We start from the raw sequence: 20,348 nt of genomic DNA, 5'->3' as shown, positions 1-20,348 counted from the left end.
GACACTCAGACTGCAGATAAATAAAGCACAAATGTGTCAAAGGTGGTTCATACTTAGCTGCGTCTCCCCGGCCACAGTTCGGAAGCACCTCAAATGATAGGCTCAAACATCTCCTCCGCCGCTGCGCCCATCTGCAGAATATTTCTCTATACCCTGCTTGTTACCATCTATTCCTGTTGTCACGGGGAGTACCTTGCTCCACCACCGCAGACCCCTAAGCCCTGGACCCAGGGCTTAGGGCTTGGTTATTCCACCGACCAGGGACAGCTTCTGGCAGAAACCTGCCTGACTCCCGGCACAATCAATGTGAGCGGTGGCGGGTCATCAACTATTCACCTTGGTCAACAGCAGGATATTGATTCACTGTTGATGACTTTAGGTGTCAACCTGGATGTAGAACTCAGTTACCAGAAGTTTTCCCTCAATGCTAAAGCCCAGTATGCACGCTATGTACAGGATACTGATCAAACCCAGACTTTTCTTTTTTTTCAGCAGATACAAATGCCGACGGTCAAAACCCAGCTCAATGGACTGGGGGCAGATCTACTAAACGACACCGGAAAAAAAGCCAGCGCAAAAAGCCCTGCTGAGTTTCGCACAGTCTGTGGTGATAAATTCGTTATCAGCCAGCAAATGGGTGCAAACCTTTTCGTCTCTCTCAAAATCAAATTTGCGAGCGCTATAGAGAAAAACCACTTCAGCGATAACATACACTTTCAAGGTGCCTCCCTCGTGAATATCTCTCAGGGGCTGCAGGGTTCGGTGAACAAAAGTAATGTTCATGGGGAAATTGAAATTGCAGCTTTTCAGCAGGGTGGTAAACCGGCAGCACTCAGTCATGTGTTTGCAGGAAAATCTGCGGGTAACATTTACGCAACCAGCTGCAGCCTGGACGATTTAGCGGACTGCAAAAAAACCATCGACAGTGTTATTAATTACGCCAATAAGGAATTCGCAAACCAGCTTGATGCCCCTCCCGGTGAAATCCCTCCCTCAGCTTACCCCATTAGCCAGACTTACGCGCCCTATAGCCGCTTTAATATTCCTGTAGGCCCAACAATGGTAACCGAAGATATTCGGCATGCGAGAAAAGAACTGGCTCAGGCTTATGAACTCGCAAAGGATGTGCAGTTTGTCATTCAGCGTATATTGAAAACAAGTTACGGCGAACAATTCAGCTATACGACTCGAACCCAATTACAGAAAGCACTCGGAGAAAGTAAAGAAAATATTAATATGCTGACGTCGTCTGATAATGGCATATCAACATGTTTCATGGATATTCCCCACTGCCTTGAAACAGCAAAAAACCTGCAATCTGACCTCACACCTTTGGATACCGATTTCATCAACCAGTTTCGTTCAGCCTATACATTTAAAGATGATAATGGTCAGGATGTTTATGCGCTGCCCGTAGGGGAGGATACTTATCTGCTGGAGTTTCCCGACGCCGACTACCCAGACTCTCAGGTTTACATAATGATTTCAAAACAGAGCGGTACTCTAACTGTCAACGGTACAGACTCCAGATTTTCAATTACAGGAACCTTAAAAAACTCGACTGCAAGACCTGATTACTACACCGGACCAATTCGCATCCTGGGCAATGCTCCTATTCCCGGGGTATTTACGGCTATCTCCAATCCCGTGCTTATTCCCAGGGAGGCTCCCGTCTGCTTTGATGTACAGGTTAACAGTGATGGTCTTGCCTGTATTTTGTTAATTCGCAGCTGGGATATCACTAAACAGTGCAGCCCGGACCCCAAAAACCCGGGAATACTCTGGAGAACAATTTCTGCTGGTCAGACTACCCGGTTCAAGGCTTCCCCCGGCAGCCATCTGCGTTTCGGCTGTCGGCTAACAGCCGGACACCAGACGCTCAAAGTCTATAAAAGCGGAACAATCAGCTGCACAGAAAATGGTCCATGTCACTGGACAGATGAGTAGGTAAATAAAGAACTAGCCCGGATATTTCATAAATTGCCCCGAAGATCGCGCCGGGGCTTGTGGCTCTAAGGTGTTTGGCGAAGAAGTGCCGTACCGGGACGTACGGTCGACTGAGCCAAATCTCCTTAGAGTGGCAGGGAACAAGCGAGATCGGGAGCATGTTTATGAAATATCCGGGCTAGCCCTGAGCCTGAATAAAAGCAGGCTCAGGATTACGCTCTAACCCGTTAGAAAGACTTTGGTAATAGCTAAACAGAAACCCGCATACCCGGCATCAGCAGAATAATTCTCTTGATAACCCAGATAAACGGCACCGCAAGCAGCAGCCAGACTACACAGGCCGCTCCGATAGCTATGCCATAATGCTGTACAAACACCATAGGCGTATTCCAGAGCATATCTCCCACCTGTCCCGGATCAATAGAGACCGCAGACAGTCCGAACAGCCCTTCCCCCAGGCGGATCAAGGGGATAAATAACAGAAACTGGAAGGGATAACCCACGTAGTTAGCAATCTGTATCACCACCTGATTCAATCGGAACCGGGCCGCAAACACAATGCACAAAAGGCTTGTCGCGCCAAAAACGGGAAAGGTGGCAATTACAAAGCCCGCGGCCAGGGTAAAGGCCATGACTTCACGGCTCAACCCCTGGCGCATAACCGCTTTCAGGGGTTCAACAATTTTTCGGGTTAACAGCTGCTTCACAACCACTCCTGTCTGCATCCTGATAGCGCACATTCATTTTATCGTTCGATAAAGCGCTGCCACTCTTCCAGCATACCTTTAAAATCATCCAGCCCGCAGCTCGCCCTGGCTTCCTGATCATAGAAATCCATATCTTCCTGAATCTCCTCATTATGGTCGAAGTCCACCTGGGCGTTGCAGACTTCCGCTTCGGTTCGGCTCAGGCGAAGATTGTACTCCTGTCCGTCCAGGCAGTGTTCCCAACCCTCCCCAGCCTGCAATCGGGCAATCTCTTTACAGAGTAAAGGTATAACTGTTGGCCGACAGGCCACTTCTTCCAGCAACCAGGCAGCCATAGCTTCATGGCCCATGGAAAAGCTGGCCTGGAACTGACCGGTCACGTCCCGGCGAAATTCAAATTCCACTGCATAACTCCACAATACAACTCCCCTCAGCAATGCCTCTCAGCAATTCCATTCAGCAATTCAACTTAAATAGCCCATTCAACAGCTTCATTCACCATGTCCTGGCAAAGTCTATGCGTCAAACATGACCATTCATGCCAATACGGTTGTTACTTTTGTGCAAATGACTCTGCCGTTGCCGCCGGTATACTCGAAAGATAAAAAGCGGAAAAACCAGAATGAAAGAATATCTGCTGGCAACACCATTTTTTGACTTTGACAATCCGGCTATTCAAACATGGGTACATAGCGTTATTGGCGCTGAACAGAACCCTGTCCGGCAGGTGATCAGATTATATCAGGCCACCCGGGACACTATCCGCTATAACCCTTACGTCTTCTCCCTCGACCCCGAGTCCCTGAGTGCCAGCCACTGCCTGGAAACCGGCTCTTCCTACTGTATTCCCAAGGCGATCCTACTGGGTGCCGGCTGTCGTCTGCTTGGTATTCCCGCACGTCTTGGCCTTGCTGACGTAAAAAACCATATCTCCAGCCCTCAGCTAATTGAATACCTGCAAAGCGACGTGTTTGTGATGCACGGTTATATCGAGCTTTACCTGGAAGGCAAGTGGGTAAAAGCGACTCCCGCCTTTAATAAAGTCCTGTGCGAGAAAATGGGTGTTTCCCCCCTGGAGTTTAACGGCCGGGAAGATTCCATATTCCACGAATATGGTACAAACGGTAGCCGTCACATGGAATACCTTTCTGAGCACGGTACCTTTGCCGATGTCCCTTTCGACTTTATTGTCTCTTCCGTACTCACAGCTTATCCACACCTGGCAAATCTCAACAAAGGTTCTCAGGAAAGGACGTCCCTGGAAAGAGACATCAGCTAAGAGAAAGCTCTCTTCCAGATTCTGATGGGTCTTCCCGGTAATAGCACACCTACTGACAGGGCTGGTAAAATATTCCCAATACAAGCAGGCTTAGTTAACTTGTGCTTATCTTGGTGGGAAAAATAATAATCCCGGGTAATTCTTATGCAATATCGCACACTCTCTCTGACTTGCGCCTTTACAGCTTTTACTCTTATCTCTTCTGGCATCCAGGCCATGGATTCGGCCAGCTGGACACCACCTCCGGCACCAGATATGTCCGGTGTTCTGACACCCAACCGTATGCTGTCGGATATCCAGACCATTGATACCACAGACTGCCTTGGGCCAGAAGATGTGGATAGAGACACTGCAGGCCGTCTTTACGGTGGCTGTCAGGATGGCCGGATTATACGGATTCTTCCCAGTGGCGAGCGGGAAGTGTTTACCAATACCGGTGGCCGCCCCCTTGGCCTGCATTTCGACGCACAGGGAAATTTAATTGTGGCCGATGCCTGGCGAGGCCTGCTGTCTGTTAATCCAGAGGGGAAGATCAAAGTTCTTACTACAAAGGCCGAAGGTGTACCTTACGCCTTTACCGATGACCTGGATATTGCCAGTGACGGCACCATCTATTTCTCTGACGCCAGCAGCAAATATAACCAGCCGGATTATGTACTCGACTTACTCGAAGCCAGGCCCTACGGCCGCCTGCTCTCTTACAATCCGGCTACAGGTAAGACCACTGTTCTGCTCAGGAATCTCTATTTCGCCAACGGAATAGCCTTGTCAAAGAATGAAGACTTTGTACTTGTTAATGAAACCTACCGCTATAGGATTACCCGCTACTGGCTGAAAGGAGAAAAGGCCGGCACCAGCGATATTTTCATCGACAACCTTCCCGGTATGCCCGATGGCGTATCAGCGAACCGAAAGGGTGTGTTCTGGGTAGCCATGGCGACTCCCCGCAAAAACATTGTGGACTGGATGCATTCCAAACCATGGGTGAAAAACCTGATGGCCAGACTTCCCAAACCCATGCTGCCTAAGCCAACCCGATACGGCCTGATTCTGGCTCTGAACGAGAGTGGAGAAATTATTCACAGCCTGCACGACCCGGAAGGGAAAAATGTCTCGGTGATTACATCGGTGCAACAGGATGGGGATGAACTACTGCTTGGTACCCTGACTAATCGCTGGATCGGAAGAATGCCTGCTCCCGATCTGGTGAAACAAAAACTGACGAAGTAAAAAGCAGATGGAGTAAACAGACTATGAATCTGGCCAGTGAATACTGGCCAGATTCATATCATGTATTTACAGCTTAACCGCTACCGAAGCCGCCACCGCCTTGGCACGGGACACAGCATCATCGGTAGATTCGCCGGTTGCCAGGGCCACACCCATACGGCGACGTCCGGCAATCGCAGGCTTGCCAAACAAACGCAGGCTGGTGCCGGGCGCTATCAGAGCTGCATCCAGCTCATCAAAGCAGACATCCTCACTGTTACCTTCTGGCAGAATAACGGCAGAAGCGGTCGGCCCAAACTGACGAATACCGGCTACCGGCAGGCCCAGAAGAGCTCGGGCGTGAAGTGCGAATTCCGACAGATCCTGGGAAGCCAGTGTCACCATGCCCGTGTCGTGGGGACGGGGAGAAACTTCAGAGAACCAGACATTATCGCCTTTAACAAACAGCTCAACGCCATAAAGGCCATTACCCGCCAGGTTTTCTACCACCTTGTGGCCAACCTCCTGCGCGGCTTTGAGGGCGGTCGGAGTCATGGCCTGGGGCTGCCAGGATTCCCGGTAATCCCCGTCTTCCTGGCGGTGGCCAATGGGATCACAGAAGTGAATACCATCCACGGCCTTAATGGTCAGCAGGGTGATTTCATAATCAAAATCGATAAACCCTTCCACAATCACCCGGCCTTTACCGGCACGGCCACCTTCCTGGGCGTAAGTCCACGCTGTTGCAATATCTTCTTCACTGCGAATAATACTCTGGCCTTTACCGGAGGAACTCATCACCGGCTTCACTACACAGGGCATACCGATTTCTGCGACAGAGTCCCGATAATCCTGTTCAGTATCGGAGAAGCTGTAGGGAGACGTAGGAATGCCCAGCTCTTCTGCAGCCAGACGACGGATACCTTCACGGTCCATGGTCAGCTGCGCCGCACGGGCTGTGGGCACAACATGAAAACCTTGCTGTTCAAGCTTTACCAGCTCGGCAGTGGCCAGGGCTTCAATCTCTGGAATAATATAATCGGGTTTTTCCTGTTCAATCACACTGCGCAGGGCCGCACCATCCAGCATATCCACAACATGGGCGCGATGGGCGATATGCATAGCCGGCGCATTGGCGTAGCGGTCGACGGCTATCACCTCAACCCCCAGGCGCTGCAGTTCAATGGCCACTTCCTTGCCCAGTTCACCGGAACCCAGCAGCATAGCCCGGGTTGCACTTTTCGCCAGAGCTGTACCCAGCATGGTTTCTCCTGCTCATTGTGATAGTTTATCCGGTCTATTTTACACAGAAACACAGGCAACGTTGACCAAGGGGTTAAGTACTGCGGATAACCGATTATGATGCGCAGGATTCACCCTCTACCGCCTCCGGAACTCAGCAACCTTCTCTGCGAGAGTTCTTCGAACACATGCTCTGGTAGAAACAACTTCCTCTTCTAACTGCTTGAGCTGTTTTTTTAACTGTATGTTCTGGGTTTTCAGGCACATATATTTTGACGTCAAAACCTGCTGATGTTCTCTCTTCCTCTTCCGATAGTTTCTTGCCGATAACGTATTTTTCCTTATTCCTTCCGTCTGTTGATCACCTTCATCTTCCGATCCTGAACTCTCCCCAGATTGGCCCTGTAGAGAAGGACCAGGTGCACCACTTGAGATTACGGGAGCCGCGCGTGCTTTCTCAGAAACCGGCACAGGCTTATTACCACTAACCAAAGCATCAGCTTCTGCAGAGTCATGCAAGGAACCATCACCAGCCAGGTTTTCAAGGATCATACGCATTTCTTCTGCAGAGCAACCAGTCCCATCACCATCGACTAATGTTTCAATAACTGTCTGCACATTAATTTCATCGTCAATTTCATCGCCGGATTCAGTCTTATCACTTACGTGGGCGAGGGTTTCAGAGTTATCATCAGCTAAGTGGGTCTCTGCATAATCTTTCATGCCACAAGTCTCAGGGTCAGTCTGCACACCCTTTTCCCTCTTTTCCTGTGAGCCAGATCCAGTTTCATCATCCACGGCGAAAGTCACCGGTTCGGTCTGTACACCAGTGTCTCTCTTTGCCAGGGAATCAGGTACCGTATCATCCGCAACAAAAGTCGTGATAAGAGCCTGAGCAATAGCATAGTAAGGAGACAGCGTAACTGGGGGCACCCGGCAAAGAGCAGTTAAACATTTATCAGACGGTACAGGGGCATCTGCAGCGGTAAATCCAGGCTCTGGAGCAGAAGTATCTGGAGCAGAAGTATAAAGATATTCGGAAGATCTACTCAGACTTGGTACAAAACCGTAATTTACCCCATAGAGCAAATCCACATCTAACAGGAAATCTACATCAGTGTGATTCAATTCCTGCAAATATTCGCCAGGGCCAAATCCTGCGGCTGGGAAGGGTGCAACAGTAGCGGACTGCTGAGATGGCAAAAGAGTTAATCCACCCTCCTCTTCCAAAGGCAACAGGAAAGCAGAGCCACCCTCCTCACTTGGCTCCAGGTCCTTACCTTGGCTTCCAGGGGAGGAAATGTCCAAAGATTCAAGAATTTCAGCAGTCCTGGGAGAAAATGTCCCTTCAGGCCCACAGGCCGAATATACGGAATACTCAGGCTGTGGAGGAGCAGCCTCCACAGAACGTCCAGAAATGCCAGGCGGGTTTGCCGACCCTGACTCCCCCTGGACCGAATAATCATTATTCCAGGTTAATGGATATAGCTGCCCCGCATTATTCCCACTCGCCTTCATAACCCCCCCCCCATATAAAAAAGAGAACAGGCAGGGTATTGCCAACTTCGAAAGAATTGCATAACAGTTCTGTTAGAGTGCTTTAGATAGTAATGAAGACACGGCGAAGGCACGGCACTGTTTTTTGATCTCTTATCCTGTACCCACTATAAGTTTCTCTCTCATGTATGCAGATCTTTAATCGTGGGTAGTAAAATGAAGATCAATTATGCGAAGAACTTCAGTGCTTCCATAGTACTGCTTTTTATGGGTCTGGCTCATGGCACTCCTCCTGCTGCAGTACCTTCCCATTACAATGAGTGGCAAACGAAATTTCACCATGCTTACTGGTCTTCTCTGCTGCAGGCAGGGGGAGATCCGGAGCGATTAACAGAGAATGGTTATTGGGATACGATAAACAGCTTGTCAATGTTGTTGACGTTGAATACTGAACCGTCTGATAACTGCCTGCAGGATCGCAAGAATCAATATGGTACCTGTTCTAGCGCAACGGGAGTATGCACTGCTATCGGCCCTGCTTTCAGTATTCCGATTATAGGGCCGCTGGTGGCTATAGGTCTGGCTGCTGATTGTGCCTCACTCACTGCAGCCTGCTCTGTGCTTGTAACGAAATATAAAAGTTGCTGCGGAGCCCTCCAGACGAACCATAATATGGATGCATACAATACGGCCAACTGTCAGGCCTGTATGCGTAATGCACTTGATCCTGGCTGCAACTAACATTTAGTGCTGACATTCCCAGGCTGTAAAACCGAAGCTCTGCTATACAGGGATTGCCGTTTAATAGCCGACAATCCCTGCACATCAGTCTTTGCACAAGAAAGGCGTTTTTATTGGGGGCGAGCCCGCTCAATCAGCAGGTCGCAGTTGATGCCTCTGGGCAACTGACCGAATACCCAGCCACTGTGTTCACCGCTCAAACGTGCCAGGCAGAAGGCCTCAGCGACTTCCGGATTGCCGTGTTGCAACAGACAGGATGCCTGGAAGGTGATGGCCATCTTGCTGACGATGGTACGTGCACGGTACTCAATAGCGGACAGGTCGCTGAATTCTTTCTGTACATCCAGCAGGGCTTTGTCGAACAGTTTGTTCTTGCCTTCCGACTTTTTCATTTCTTTGATAAAAGCTTCCAGCGAACCCTTGCTCCGGTTCATGGCCCGCAGCATATCCAGACACTGAACGTTGCCACTGCCTTCCCAGATGGAGTTTACCGGCGCTTCTTTCAGCAACCGAGGCATAATGGTGTCTTCCATTACGCCCATGCCACCTATGCACTCCATGGCTTCTGTGGCAACAATGGTTGCACGCTTGCAGATCCAGTATTTACCCACAGCTGTGCCCATACGCATCAGCAGCTTTTCATGTTCGTCGTTCTCGCACAAATCCAGGGCACGGCCAATACGCATGCTCATGGCCACAGAAGCTTCGCTTTCCAGGGCCAGATCTGCGAGTACATTTTTCATAAGTGGCTGGTCCGTCAGGGTTGCGCCAAAAGCCTTGCGCTGGGAACAGTGGTGCACCGCCTGCAGTGTTGCGTGACGGATCATGGAGGAAGAGCCTGACATACAGTCAAAACGGGTCATGGCCACCATTTCCAGAATGGCGGCAACACCACGGCCTTCGGGGCCAATCAGCCAGCCGGTCGCGCCGCGCAGCTCAGTTTCACTGGAAGCGTTGGAGATATTGCCCATCTTGTTCTTCAGCTGCTGGATTTGCAGCGGATTTTTAGTGCCATCATCCCTCCACCGGGGAACCAGGAAGCAGGACAGGCCGCCGGGAGCGTAGGCCAGCATCAGGAACGCGTCGCACATGGGGGCGGAGACAAAATACTTATGGCCGGTGAGCAGATACTCCTTGCCCGGTCCACCTTCAGCTTTGGGAACAGCGCGGGTGCTGTTAGCGCGAACATCGGAACCGCCCTGTTTCTCGGTCATGGCCATACCGATGGTCACGGCTTTTTTCTGGTCGTGATGAACATTGCGGGGATCGTAATCCAGGGCCATCACCTTGGGTGCCCACTTTTTATAAATATCCGGTTGATGCTTGAGGGTGGGAATAGCCGCCATGGTCATTGTGACCGGACACAGGTGGCCGACTTCAACCTGTCCCATCAGATAGTTTTTAGCCGCGCGAACCACGTGAGCGCCGGGCTTTGGGTCCAGCCACTGGGAACTGTGCAGCCCTTCCTTCATGGAGAGGGCGTGAACTTTATGGTAGGCAGGATGAAAACGGATTTCATCGATCCGTGCCCCATAACGGTTATGGGTATGCAGGGTTGGCTTGTTCAGAAAGGCATTAGCCTGAAAACCCGCTTCAATCATCTCTTCACTGCCGAGAATGGCACCGAGACGCAGCAGGTCATCCTCACCCCAGGCTCCATAGTTGGCGGTAACTGCTTCCCTGAGAGCTATATCCGAACCGTACATATTGTAATTCACCAGCGGCTGGGGCTGGTTTTCTACGGTATGGGTTTCCGACCAGTAGGGCGTGCTGGGGGTGAAATCATCCTGCTGGGTATTGATTGGGGTAACGCTATCGCTACCGGGCTTATGGGCTGGTTGTGACATGATCTGTTCCTCTTTGGGAGGGAGAAGGAATCTTGTTTTTCAATAAAGTGAATCACTATTCACTTTATTGGTCAACGTTTTCTGTATAGCGTTTTCTGAGAGTGAGATTAGAGAACAATCTCTGGTATGGTTTCATTTTTGATATGGCTCCCACGCAAAACCTTTAATAAGTACCGGGGGTTAAGATGCCGCGTATTCAGGAAAGAGCATGGCCTATCGTCAGACCGAAAAAACCCGCGCCCGAAAAGAAGCCCAACTGGAGCTGCTGTTGTCCACTGCGGTTGATATTGTTTCCGAAGGGGGATTTCAGAGTCTGACGATCAGCGCGCTGTCCAGCCGGGCGGGTGTTGCTACCGGCACGGTGTATAAATATTTTTCCTCCAAGGCGGAACTGTGCGCGGCTGTATTTCGCCGGGCCACGGATCTTGAAGTGTCGAAAGTAAAAGCCAGTGCCTTTCCTGAGTCGTCTACCGGGAATCCTTTGTCCCCCAGTGCCCGTATGATGGACGCCATATGTCGCTTTATTCATCGAGCCATTAAAGGACAGCGAATTGCTTATGCACTGATGGCTGAACCCGTAGATCCCATGGTGGAAAAGGAGCGCCTGATATACCGGGCCACTTACGCGGAGATTTACCAGGCCCTGATTGAAGAGGGCATTGAACAGGGGGAATTCCCTGAGCAGAACGCCCGTATCAGCGCTGCCGCCCTGGTAGGTATTCTTTCTGAGGCACTGGTTCGGCCTCTTGGAAATAATGAAAGGGTTCTGAACGAGAAGGCCCGGAATGAACTTACAGATTCATTGCTGTCTTTTTGCCTGAGGGCCGTGTCCGGGCGAATGTAGGGTTACCTCTGTACTTCCTCCACGCATACGGGCTTTTCCAGGGAGAGTGAAGCAGGGAATTTCCATTGCTTGTCATAGGTAACCATTTCATATTTTCTTGGGCCTGTATGGTGACTGACGGCGACAAGTACCGGTTTAAAGCTTTCATCAAAATAATAAAACAGAGTTGCTGTCTTACTGTCGCTCTGACTAAGGCCGGTGGAGGAGTGATACAGGCGGTGAGCCTGGCCATTTATGCTCAGAGTGAGGTCTGAGAAGTGATGAATTCTGTTAGACAGGCTGGTTGTAAATACCTTGTCCCACTGTGTTCTGGCTTTAAGCCTGATAATGCTGTTTTTATGGGAGACTTTATCAATCAGAGCTGTGCCATTCTTGAAAGCAGGGTGTTGTCTGTAAGCTTCTGTGTCCGTCTGGGAAAAAGGTAAGACGATATCTTTTCCATTTCCTCCATGACTCTGGGTTTTTTGTCGTCTTTTTCTATAACTGGCCAGAAGTCTGGCCATCTGTTCTTTCCGTTCTTTCTGTTCCCCAGCGTCCAGGGGTTCATGGGAGGAAGTCTGTGTTGTTGGTAATAGCTCTGGCGCAGAGTTTGAGCCATCGGATATTTTCCGGGAACGCTGACGCTTAGTATCCTTTTTCAGGGATTCAATATATTGCTGAACATGTTGCTCAATCAGCGCCGATATATGAGCTCTGCAAGCCTCTGTCACATATTCCTGGAAACGCACGGCTGTGGCCGGGAAATATGCGGAAGTCATCATCATGGCCAGCATGGACAGGGTGGAAACATTCAGCCCTCTTTTCTGGATCTGTTCTTTCAGCAGCAGGTCAAAATCCCTTATTATATGCTGGTGGCCGGAGGTGATATTGGCCTGGCGCTTAAATAGATTCCTGAATGTCTTGAAGGTGATTCCCCGGGTCACGTCCTCCAGAAGAATATCACGCAGACTTTCTCTGTCTTCGTTGCTGTCACTGTCGCCGCTATTGCTGTCACCACTAAAGTCCAGAAGCATACGACACAGCTCAGTAGAAGGTATTTTCAGGAGGCTGTTTATATCTTGCTGGTTTCCCGCTTCTTTGAGTGCTGCCAGAAGTTCGTTTGTTAACTGGTCTATCCAGTACTGGGCGACTTCTTGATGATCTTCTGTAAAACTTTTTTGCATGCCATAAATGAACATGCGAGCCAGCATTTGTAGTTCTTGTTCAGATAAATGCAGTGTGCGTAAACGGTTCAGATTGGTAGCGGCCAGCCTGAGCAGGGTTCCTGTATATCCAACAAAAACGCCAAGTGTGGATGTATACAGGTTTAAAGCCACAACAGCTGCGGTGGCAGCGTACATGCAGTGTTTCTCTTCATTCCATGGCATGAACTGTTTCAGGATATAAAACAACAGGGCACTGATAAGCATCCTGGGAAGGGCCGGCTTTTTCTTCAACAGCAGCGGATTGCCGGCAAACTCCAGGGCATGGCCGGCTGTGCCCATCAGCATAAAGGTCAGGGCGAAAGTAGCGTCAGTACATATACAGACAGCGCGGAAAGCGATGCGGGTGCCAGGGACAATAATGCCCCAGGCGGCTTTGGCAGGAAGGCAGGCCAGATAGCATGTACCCTTCCATGCCTGTCGGCACAGACGGGAGCGCCAGGTTCCCTGTTGTGGATAAGAGTGAACCTGGGGACGCGGAAAAAAAGGAGAGGCTGGTAACCGATGTACGAGCATAGGAGCAATCCCTGGCATTTTTTACTTCGATGACACTGAATATGGATTGCGGTCGGAGAGTTGGGTTCCTTATGGCTGTCTGCTATGACAGTAAAACTGACATGGAGAATCTGGGAAATCCCTATGGTCAGGAACTGTTTAACCGCCGGTCCAGATTATCTACACCCATTTACGCCCCTTGAACATTTTAAACTTTTATCCAGCTTCTTTGTCCAAAGTACCACGGCCTGTTGAAGTAGTTATGTGCTTCCAGAAGTTATGTGTTTCAAGAATAGAATTTTGTAAAAACTCTTAAACCAAACGAGCAACTTGAGTAATTCAAAGGGGAATCAAAATGGAACCTGCTGCTTCTGCTTCCACTGCTCCTGCCCATTCTTCTTTTAAAACAGCAGGATCATGCTATTCAGAGCCACAGCAATGTACGGGCACATCCTTAAAAAAGGAATTTCACTCACATTTCAATGCCCATATCAAGGGAGTTAAAGCTGGGACCAGTATCCCGAAAAGTGAGAGATGGAAATTGTTCGGGGATCAGGTAAGCGAGTTTCAAAGTACAATATGGGTAGCTGGCAGGGTAACTTACAGACAAAGTAAACAATTTAAGATTGGGCACCTGGAGGCCATTGCGCAACGTCACAGTTTTGACTTAAGGAAAGTCGATTACAGCAGATTTTCAACTTTATTCGAACGTTTAAAAAACTCCGACCTTAAACATTTCTCTCTGGAAAACAATGATGTCTGGATAAGCCGCAGTATTCTCAAAAACCTTGAAGATATATTAAGATCCAGTGAACAATTCAGGACAAGTAGAGTGTATCAAAAGCCCTTTGAAGATTTTTTTGAGGGCAGTGCAACAAGTGATCAGCTAAAAGTCCTGATTCAAAGACTGAGAGAGGGCAAAGGGCTTAAAGCTTTTGAACTCAAGGGCAGCGACGCAACATTCAGCAGTGCCGCAACCCCAACATTACTGACACTGCTGCCTGCAATAGTGCAACGCCCGGTCGTCATGCTGGATTTTGAAGAAGGCCAGTTATCGGCCAACAGTTTTATCTTGTTTCCCGATCTGACTGTAGCAATGATTGACCAGGACAATGCCTCAATTATTTTTCAGGCCCTGTGCAAGAAAAAGAACTATCCGCTTCTGACATGCCCTCTCAGCGATGAATTGCTTTTGTTTACGCCCGCCGCCTATGAGAGTGTATTAGCCAGGGAAGCAGACGATGAAAAAGAATTCATTCCAGCATTTTCTTCCTATATTCGTGATGATGTCCCTGTAGAGTACCTTTATGGAGTCAACTACGAGAATTTCAGTTGTCTGATCACCGCCCTGGCCAACTCGGTCTCTTCCATAAACAGAAGACTCCCGGTGGTTGGTAAATCCATCACACAAATGCCTTCCAGCCAACACTTCCCTGAAGCGCAACGGAGCAAGACACGGGTCATCCCCTGTAATGGCCAGTTATTATTACATGAAGCCGGTTATGATGACTTACTGTACGATAATCAATGTCACATAAAATTGCTGCTTTCTCTGGCTAACGCTATTGATCTTCAACAGCATCAGCTCTTTGATATACCCGTAACTGCTCCCTCCATGCATCTTACCGGAAATACTGAAGATAACTGTCTGGCTGCGGCTGGCATCAGCAGAAAGTTTCCTGATATAGCACGACTGATAGAGAAAATTCTGGAATTCCCGAAAGTTCAGCCCTCTGATGAATATACAACTATGGTTACACAACTTGATGACTGGCTGTATGAAAAATCGGACTCTCTTGAGGATAATGAGCTCAAGGTATTAGGATTTCAGATCAGCGCTTTCAAGTCCTACCCTGCCTATATCCCGAGAACCAGCGCAGAACAGGCACCCATCTGGCATGAAACAGAGCGTTTAGCCCACCAGATTTGTGCGTTGAACGAAGAAGACAGCGGTTGTTCATCCTCTCTGCTACAGGAAGTTAAACACGACTTCCATGTAATGATGAAAATTCCATTAGACAATATCAGGCTCTGTGCAGCTGCATACAGTACAATCAAAAAACTGGAAGAACTGTCAAAGACCATGCCCTTAACAGCCAGAAAGATGGCCCTTGAAGCCTGTAAAAGACTCAACCCCTTGTTTCTTAAATATGACTCTGGCAAAGAAGTTTTATCAGTAACACTGGCGGATGAAATCATAAAAGCATTCAGCCAACACTCTGTACCCGGTTTTTACAGACACCATTACAATGCTCCCCCTGTTTCAGAAATGCGAACATGGAGTACTGAGGATCTTGTTGATTTCTGGTATTCAAATGACTGTTTAAAAAAATACAGGGAATCGGACAGGGCCTTGCTCTATCAACATCCTGGCGCAGTTCTTTACCTGCTGAATTGTGAATATGTGGAAGAAGCGGATGATCGGCTAAAAAACCTTATCCAAAGCCGGGTAAAACTACCAGATGATGAGTTTAACAAGCTTTACCATTTAATAATTAACGAATACAGGCTGATGACTGATAAGCCAGTGTTCAGCCAGGCCAGTCTGAAAGAGTATTTCAGTAAACCTCCAGAAGAAAGAGCCAGGCTGGTAAATCATTTGCTCGCCAGCGAAAAGATAAGCCTGGAAAGCCTGGAATCCCGCTCAATACATATGGTGGAGCCAGAAAAAACGGACCCAGAAACCAGAGGTTCTGATATCCAGGAAGACCAGGTCAGCGAATCATCTTCACTTCTGGTTGTTCAACATCGGGCTATAGAACTCATCAGACAGCGGGGAATCGTAATAGACGATCAGGGAAGGCTGGTCATTCCCGGCAGTACAGCATTGACAGGACCTTTGAATCTGGTCAGAAGAGCTGAAGACGGACATATTGTAGACAGTGATCTGATAACGACTCACCCTCTTTATCTGGGGCGAAAATCAGGGAAGACCCGGTATGAGCCACCCAAAGGGCATGAACGACCTGTCTGGATGGAAGACGATCAGACGCCGGTCATGTGCACTATTCTTTAAAAATTGAGCTCTTTAAAAATAGAGTGGTAGTGTCCCGGGTCTTAACCTCAAGTTCAGCTCTATTTCCTCAAACTGGCCGCATCATTGTGACGACACCAGCACACAGTGCAGGCCCGATAGTCCGTGCCGATCCACACCTTCCGGTACAGGCGGAAGAGCCGGACTCTCTGTTCCGGCAGCTCAGTCATTATCAAATGAATGGAGATAGGCCGATACATTGCCTCCCGGTGGTGAGCAGATCTGGCCGCCTCCTTGCAGTTTCCAGCTTCCACCATTTCGAGCAATCTTGTAGTTGTAAAGTTTTATGCTTTTGTCCTGCGCAATTTCGACCTGTATGTAAGTGCCATAGTTGAGCATGTCACCAGCTGTTCTCGGATAGCCATTGTCCGCGCTGCCATAAAACTGAGCGGCGTTTGAAGGGCATAAAGCCAGTAACTGTCTATTACTTTGCAGATTCGGATCAAGGGTTCGCCCCAGGACATATCTGCCGGGGTTTCGGTGCAGGCCAGGGTCCAGTAGCAGGGTGTTTGGGTCCATATCGCACATGGGCAGTATTGCATCCAGGTGGTACGGACTTTTTGGTGGTGTAGGGCAGGGAGGTGGGCTGGCCAGCCCTGATAACGGAACAAGGAATGGTAAAGTGAATAGCAGCGGGCGCAGAACAATAGCGTAGTTGAAGGGCTTCATCTGTCTTACTCTTTAAGAGAAAGTTGAAGAAGTATAGAAAATATCCGTCCAGATGTGAGTATTTTCATAATGTCCTCTGTGACTTGTGCAGGTAAACTTACAGGAATCATTTTCTTTTCCTGCTTTTAACAACAAGAATATTGAGCGATGAGACGAATAAAAGCCCTGCTGAAATGGCTCGCCCTGCTTGCCGGTGGAGTGTTTTCTGTTCTTCTGGCGACGGTTTTCCTTCTGCCTTCACCTTATGCGGTTAATATTTCCCTTGGAGATGTTATTGGTGGTGATGCTCCGAACCAGAATAAAGTCGACAGTCGTTTTACCCTGCCTGATGGATTCCAGATTAATGTCTTTGCCAGTGAACTTGAGAACCCCAGGGTTCTTCAGAAATTGGCGAACGGTGATCTGCTGTTAAGCCAGCCCCGCAAAGGTGAAGTTACCCTGTTGCTACGGGATAAAGACGGCGATGGTCGCAGTGACGGACAGCGCCCGGTGATGAAAGACTTGAACAGCCCCCACGGTCTGGCGCTGTTTGATGGATGGCTGTATGTGGCAGAAACCAATGCCGTTGGCCGGGCTCCCTTTAACCAGGATACCGGAAAGGTGACAGGGGATTACCAGCGCATTATTACCAATATTCCCGGCGGCGGTAATCACTGGACCCGGACTATCCACTTCGGCCCGGATGGATTGCTTTACCTGTCGGTAGGCTCCAGCTGCAATGTCTGCGAGGAAGACGACAAACTGCGTTCAACAATTTCCCGTTACCAGCCCGACGGTACGGAAGGGGAAATTATCGCCACAGGCCTTCGTAACTCCGTGGACTTTGACTGGGACTCCCAGGGGCGACTGTTCGCAACGGAAAATGCCCGGGATCTGATGGGGGATAACTTTCCTCCCGATGAACTCAATGAAATTATGGTCGGCGGCTTTTATGGATGGCCTCAGGCCCACGGGGATAATGTGCCTGACCCGAAGTATGGCAAGGATCAGGAAAAGGTGATCAGCCAGGCCCGTATGCCTGCCCATAAATTCAGGGCTCATAACGCTCCTCTGGGCATCAGGTTTTACCAGGGTAATAAAGTGCCCGCTCTCGAAGATGCCGCAGTAGTGGCCCTGCACGGTTCCTGGAACCGCTCCGAGAAAGATGGTTATAAAGTCGTTTCCCTGTATTGGACCGACTCCGGTATTGAGGAGCGGACACTGGTGGGTGGCTTTGAAAAGGAAGGGGATGTAATTGGTCGGCCCGCATTTATTGAACAGGGTAACAATGGTGAGCTGTTTATCTCCGATGATTTCAGCGACGTGGTGTACAGGCTGACCTGGAAACCCTGATTTATGGGCCAGTCGATAAAAGCACTGGTATTATGCGCCTTCGACACAAATAAGAACTGTGGACAATGAACCAACTGGAATTACGTGCCGCATCAAGTCTGGCCCTGGTTTTTGCCCTGCGTATGCTGGGGCTGTTTATGTTATTGCCGGTACTGGCGGTGTATTCGGAGCAGATTCAGGGGAGTACTCCGATACTGATTGGTGTCGCTATCGGTGCCTATGGTGTCAGCCAGGCCCTGCTGCAGATTCCGGCGGGGCTTTTATCGGACAGAATTGGCCGTAAACCGGTCATTATCGGTGGCCTGCTGGTCTTTATGGCCGGCAGCCTGCTGGCAGGGTACAGCGACACCATTACCGGTGTCATTGCCGGTCGTTTTCTCCAGGGCGCTGGTGCTATCGCGGCGGCGGTGACCGCGCTGCTGGCGGACCTGACCCGGGAAGAGAACCGCACCAAGGCTATGGCTATGGTGGGTATGACCATCGGTTTGTCTTTCTGCGTCGCTATGGTTCTTGGGCCTTTGCTGGCAGAGGGCTGGGGCATTTCCGGTATGTTCTATATCTCTGCGGTGATGGCGGTACTGGCGATTACTCTGGTGATGTGGGGAGTGCCTTCACCGGTTCGGCAAAAGTCGAACCGTGAAACTGTTACGGCGGTTTCACAGATACGGCAGGTGCTTGCCAACAAACAGCTGCTGCGCCTCGATGCCGGTGTATTTATTCTCCATTTTGTTTTGATGGCGCTGTTTGTTCATCTTCCCCTGAGCCTGCAGAATCTGGCCGGATTACCCAGGGATGAGCACTGGTGGGTCTATCTGGTTTCTATGGTGTTTTCTTTTGTAGCTATGGTGCCGTTTATTATTCTGGGTGAGAAAAAGCGCATAATTCGCCCGGTAATGATTGGGGCTATAGCTTTGCTGCTGATAGCCCAGGCATTAATCTGGTACGGGCAGAGCAACCTGACACTACTGGTGATCAGCGTGCTGCTGTTTTTTATGGCATTTAATTATCTGGAAGCTACTCTCCCCTCATTGCTCAGCCGCATCGCGCCAGCGGGCAGCCGGGGAACAGCCATGGGAGCTTTCTCCACCTGTCAGTTCCTGGGGGCGGGGCTTGGCGGTGTTGTCTCAGGCTATATTTATCAGCAGTCGGGGGAGAGCGGATTGTTTGCGCTCGTGGCAATTGCGACTGCCATCTGGTGGTTATTGTCTGTTACCATGAAGAATCCCCCCTATGTCAGCAGTATCGTATTGAATCTTTATCCGGTGGCTCCCGCAGAAGCCAGCCGGATGAATGATCGTCTTGCTACGGTGGCAGGTGTTAAGGATATATCCCTGGTCGTGGAAGAGCAGATAGCTTATCTGAAAATAGATAAAAACCAGCTCGATGAGCAGCATTTACGCCAGTACGGGGACTGGTAGAACCGGCACGCAGAAAGGCAGTATTCAGCAGTTGTCAGTGATCTGCTGTAACCGGTTCCGGAATTTTTGTTGATAAAACACATTGTTATGAATATGGGAGACGCTAATGGCTCGAAGTGGTATTAACAAGGTTATTCTGGTCGGCAACCTCGGCGGGGATCCGGAAGTTCGTTACACTCCGAATGGCAACGCTATCACCAACCTGAGTATTGCCACTGGTGAATCCTGGATAGACAAAAATACAAATCAGCGCCAGGAACGCACTGAATGGCACCGTGTAGCTATTTTCGGAAAACTTGCCGAGATCGCCGGGCAGTATCTGCGCAAGGGTTCCAAAGTTTACATCGAAGGTAAACTGCAGACCCGCAAGTGGCAGGATCAGCAGGGCCAGGATCGTTATACAACAGAAGTTATCGTTGATTTTGATGGCCAGATGCAGATGCTGGATTCCCGTGACGGTGGCAGCAATGCTGGTAACTCCGGTGATAATTATCGTCAGCAGGCTCCCCGTCAGCAACAACAGCGTCCTGCCGGAAGTCAGGGATACGGTCAGCAACAGCAGCCTCAGGCCCAGCAACAACAGCCTCAGGCCCAGCAACAACAGCCTCAGGCCCAGCAACAACAGCCTCAGACCCAGCAACAGCAGCCGGCCCAGCAACAGAACCCGGGCTATGGGCAGCCCCAGCAGCAGGCTTCCCAGCAGCAGCCGACCCAGCAGCCTGCAGCGGCCCCGGCCGGTGGTTTTGATGACTTCGATGATGACATTCCGTTCTGACATACCAGACTCCGGAAACAGACCGACAATAACAGACATCGCGTTCTGAAGAAGCTCCGCAATACGCGGAGCTTTTTGTGGAAGAATTTCTGTCCCCTTTTCTTTCTCTC

At 49.7% G+C, this 20,348-nt stretch carries 16 protein-coding genes; 9 read left to right on the top strand and 7 right to left on the bottom strand.

What is annotated here, in order from left to right; translation table 11 throughout:
- The first annotated feature begins 93 nt into the window (after nt 1-93).
- Nucleotides 94-1,947: a hypothetical protein gene (locus tag ACY2RQ_RS08810; protein WP_490112593.1), complete on the top strand. Its 1,854-nt coding sequence runs from the start codon at nt 94-96 to the stop codon at nt 1,945-1,947.
- 248 nt (nt 1,948-2,195) lie between these two features.
- Here the strand turns inward: ACY2RQ_RS08810 and ACY2RQ_RS08805 are convergent, their stop codons facing one another.
- Nucleotides 2,196-2,654: a DUF2062 domain-containing protein gene (locus ACY2RQ_RS08805; protein ID WP_490112592.1), complete on the bottom strand. Its 459-nt coding sequence runs from the start codon at nt 2,652-2,654 to the stop codon at nt 2,196-2,198.
- Nucleotides 2,655-2,692: 38 nt separating this feature from the next.
- Nucleotides 2,693-3,058, bottom strand: coding sequence for a YacL family protein (locus tag ACY2RQ_RS08800; RefSeq protein ID WP_490112591.1), 366 nt, complete (start codon nt 3,056-3,058; stop codon nt 2,693-2,695).
- A 218-nt stretch (nt 3,059-3,276) separates the two neighbouring features.
- Here ACY2RQ_RS08800 and ACY2RQ_RS08795 point away from each other — a divergent pair, with 218 nt between their 5' ends.
- Both ACY2RQ_RS08795 and ACY2RQ_RS08790 read left to right on the top strand, forming a co-directional pair.
- On the top strand, nt 3,277-3,933 hold the full coding sequence (locus tag ACY2RQ_RS08795) for a transglutaminase-like domain-containing protein (RefSeq protein ID WP_490112590.1): 657 nt from the start codon (nt 3,277-3,279) through the stop codon (nt 3,931-3,933).
- Between the two features lie 144 nt (nt 3,934-4,077).
- A complete protein-coding gene (locus tag ACY2RQ_RS08790; RefSeq protein ID WP_490112589.1) occupies nt 4,078-5,163 on the top strand; it encodes an SMP-30/gluconolactonase/LRE family protein in 1,086 nt (361 codons plus the stop codon).
- 66 nt (nt 5,164-5,229) lie between these two features.
- Here ACY2RQ_RS08790 and purT read toward each other — a convergent pair whose 3' ends face one another.
- Both purT and ACY2RQ_RS08780 read right to left on the bottom strand, forming a co-directional pair.
- A complete protein-coding gene (gene purT, locus ACY2RQ_RS08785; RefSeq protein WP_490112588.1) occupies nt 5,230-6,405 on the bottom strand; it encodes a formate-dependent phosphoribosylglycinamide formyltransferase in 1,176 nt (391 codons plus the stop codon).
- 117 nt (nt 6,406-6,522) lie between these two features.
- Nucleotides 6,523-7,902: a bZIP transcription factor gene (locus ACY2RQ_RS08780; RefSeq protein ID WP_490112587.1), complete on the bottom strand. Its 1,380-nt coding sequence runs from the start codon at nt 7,900-7,902 to the stop codon at nt 6,523-6,525.
- Nucleotides 7,903-8,097: 195 nt separating this feature from the next.
- On the opposite strand from ACY2RQ_RS08780, the gene ACY2RQ_RS08775 reads away from it, so the two are divergent.
- A complete protein-coding gene (locus ACY2RQ_RS08775) occupies nt 8,098-8,622 on the top strand; it encodes a hypothetical protein (RefSeq protein WP_490112586.1) in 525 nt (174 codons plus the stop codon).
- 110 nt (nt 8,623-8,732) lie between these two features.
- On the opposite strand, the gene ACY2RQ_RS08770 is transcribed toward ACY2RQ_RS08775, so the two are convergent.
- Complete coding sequence (locus tag ACY2RQ_RS08770; protein WP_490112585.1) at nt 8,733-10,469, bottom strand: acyl-CoA dehydrogenase family protein; 1,737 nt, start codon at nt 10,467-10,469, stop codon at nt 8,733-8,735.
- A gap of 208 nt (nt 10,470-10,677) precedes the next feature.
- Between ACY2RQ_RS08770 and ACY2RQ_RS08765 the strand changes: the two genes are divergently transcribed.
- Nucleotides 10,678-11,313, top strand: a complete 636-nt coding sequence (locus ACY2RQ_RS08765; protein ID WP_490112584.1) for a TetR/AcrR family transcriptional regulator — start codon at nt 10,678-10,680, stop codon at nt 11,311-11,313.
- Nucleotides 11,314-11,315: 2 nt separating this feature from the next.
- Here the strand turns inward: ACY2RQ_RS08765 and ACY2RQ_RS08760 are convergent, their stop codons facing one another.
- On the bottom strand, nt 11,316-13,031 hold the full coding sequence (locus ACY2RQ_RS08760) for a hypothetical protein (RefSeq protein ID WP_490112583.1): 1,716 nt from the start codon (nt 13,029-13,031) through the stop codon (nt 11,316-11,318).
- A gap of 811 nt (nt 13,032-13,842) precedes the next feature.
- Here ACY2RQ_RS08760 and ACY2RQ_RS08755 point away from each other — a divergent pair.
- Nucleotides 13,843-16,026, top strand: a complete 2,184-nt coding sequence (locus tag ACY2RQ_RS08755) for a hypothetical protein (protein WP_490112582.1) — start codon at nt 13,843-13,845, stop codon at nt 16,024-16,026.
- A 180-nt stretch (nt 16,027-16,206) separates the two neighbouring features.
- Here the strand turns inward: ACY2RQ_RS08755 and ACY2RQ_RS08750 are convergent, their stop codons facing one another.
- A complete protein-coding gene (locus tag ACY2RQ_RS08750; protein ID WP_490112581.1) occupies nt 16,207-16,713 on the bottom strand; it encodes a hypothetical protein in 507 nt (168 codons plus the stop codon).
- A 147-nt stretch (nt 16,714-16,860) separates the two neighbouring features.
- Between ACY2RQ_RS08750 and ACY2RQ_RS08745 the strand changes: the two genes are divergently transcribed.
- The 3 genes from ACY2RQ_RS08745 to ssb all read left to right on the top strand — a co-directional run bounded on the left by ACY2RQ_RS08745 (nt 16,861) and on the right by ssb (nt 20,238).
- Nucleotides 16,861-18,045 carry a PQQ-dependent sugar dehydrogenase gene (locus tag ACY2RQ_RS08745; RefSeq protein ID WP_490112580.1) on the top strand — a complete coding sequence of 395 codons (1,185 nt, stop codon included), beginning with the start codon at nt 16,861-16,863 and terminating at the stop codon, nt 18,043-18,045.
- Between the two features lie 65 nt (nt 18,046-18,110).
- Nucleotides 18,111-19,463 carry an MFS transporter gene (locus tag ACY2RQ_RS08740; protein WP_490112579.1) on the top strand — a complete coding sequence of 451 codons (1,353 nt, stop codon included), beginning with the start codon at nt 18,111-18,113 and terminating at the stop codon, nt 19,461-19,463.
- Between the two features lie 106 nt (nt 19,464-19,569).
- Nucleotides 19,570-20,238 (top strand): single-stranded DNA-binding protein, encoded by a 669-nt coding sequence (gene ssb / locus ACY2RQ_RS08735; RefSeq protein WP_490112578.1) that lies wholly within the window; start codon nt 19,570-19,572, stop codon nt 20,236-20,238.
- The last annotated feature ends 110 nt before the right edge of the window (nt 20,239-20,348 follow it).

Source organism: Parendozoicomonas sp. 209JJ7-1 (genome assembly GCF_058147085.1).
Note: the sequence above shows the minus strand (reverse complement) of the source record. Positions and strands in the feature narration are given on the sequence as shown.

What these genes read in the sequence shown, in the direction of transcription:
- ACY2RQ_RS08810 (WP_490112593.1), top strand. Translation starts at nt 94, where the DNA reads ATGATAGGCTCAAACATCTCCTCCGCCGCTGCGCCCATCTGCAGAATA.
- ACY2RQ_RS08795 (WP_490112590.1), top strand. Translation starts at nt 3,277, where the DNA reads ATGAAAGAATATCTGCTGGCAACACCATTTTTTGACTTTGACAATCCG.
- ACY2RQ_RS08790 (WP_490112589.1), top strand. Translation starts at nt 4,078, where the DNA reads ATGCAATATCGCACACTCTCTCTGACTTGCGCCTTTACAGCTTTTACT.
- purT (WP_490112588.1), bottom strand. Translation starts at nt 6,405, where the DNA reads ATGCTGGGTACAGCTCTGGCGAAAAGTGCAACCCGGGCTATGCTGCTG.
- ACY2RQ_RS08780 (WP_490112587.1), bottom strand. Translation starts at nt 7,902, where the DNA reads ATGAAGGCGAGTGGGAATAATGCGGGGCAGCTATATCCATTAACCTGG.
- ACY2RQ_RS08775 (WP_490112586.1), top strand. Translation starts at nt 8,098, where the DNA reads ATGAAGATCAATTATGCGAAGAACTTCAGTGCTTCCATAGTACTGCTT.
- ACY2RQ_RS08770 (WP_490112585.1), bottom strand. Translation starts at nt 10,469, where the DNA reads ATGTCACAACCAGCCCATAAGCCCGGTAGCGATAGCGTTACCCCAATC.
- ACY2RQ_RS08765 (WP_490112584.1), top strand. Translation starts at nt 10,678, where the DNA reads ATGGCCTATCGTCAGACCGAAAAAACCCGCGCCCGAAAAGAAGCCCAA.
- ACY2RQ_RS08760 (WP_490112583.1), bottom strand. Translation starts at nt 13,031, where the DNA reads ATGCTCGTACATCGGTTACCAGCCTCTCCTTTTTTTCCGCGTCCCCAG.
- ACY2RQ_RS08750 (WP_490112581.1), bottom strand. Translation starts at nt 16,713, where the DNA reads ATGAAGCCCTTCAACTACGCTATTGTTCTGCGCCCGCTGCTATTCACT.
- ACY2RQ_RS08745 (WP_490112580.1), top strand. Translation starts at nt 16,861, where the DNA reads ATGAGACGAATAAAAGCCCTGCTGAAATGGCTCGCCCTGCTTGCCGGT.
- ACY2RQ_RS08740 (WP_490112579.1), top strand. Translation starts at nt 18,111, where the DNA reads ATGAACCAACTGGAATTACGTGCCGCATCAAGTCTGGCCCTGGTTTTT.
- ssb (WP_490112578.1), top strand. Translation starts at nt 19,570, where the DNA reads ATGGCTCGAAGTGGTATTAACAAGGTTATTCTGGTCGGCAACCTCGGC.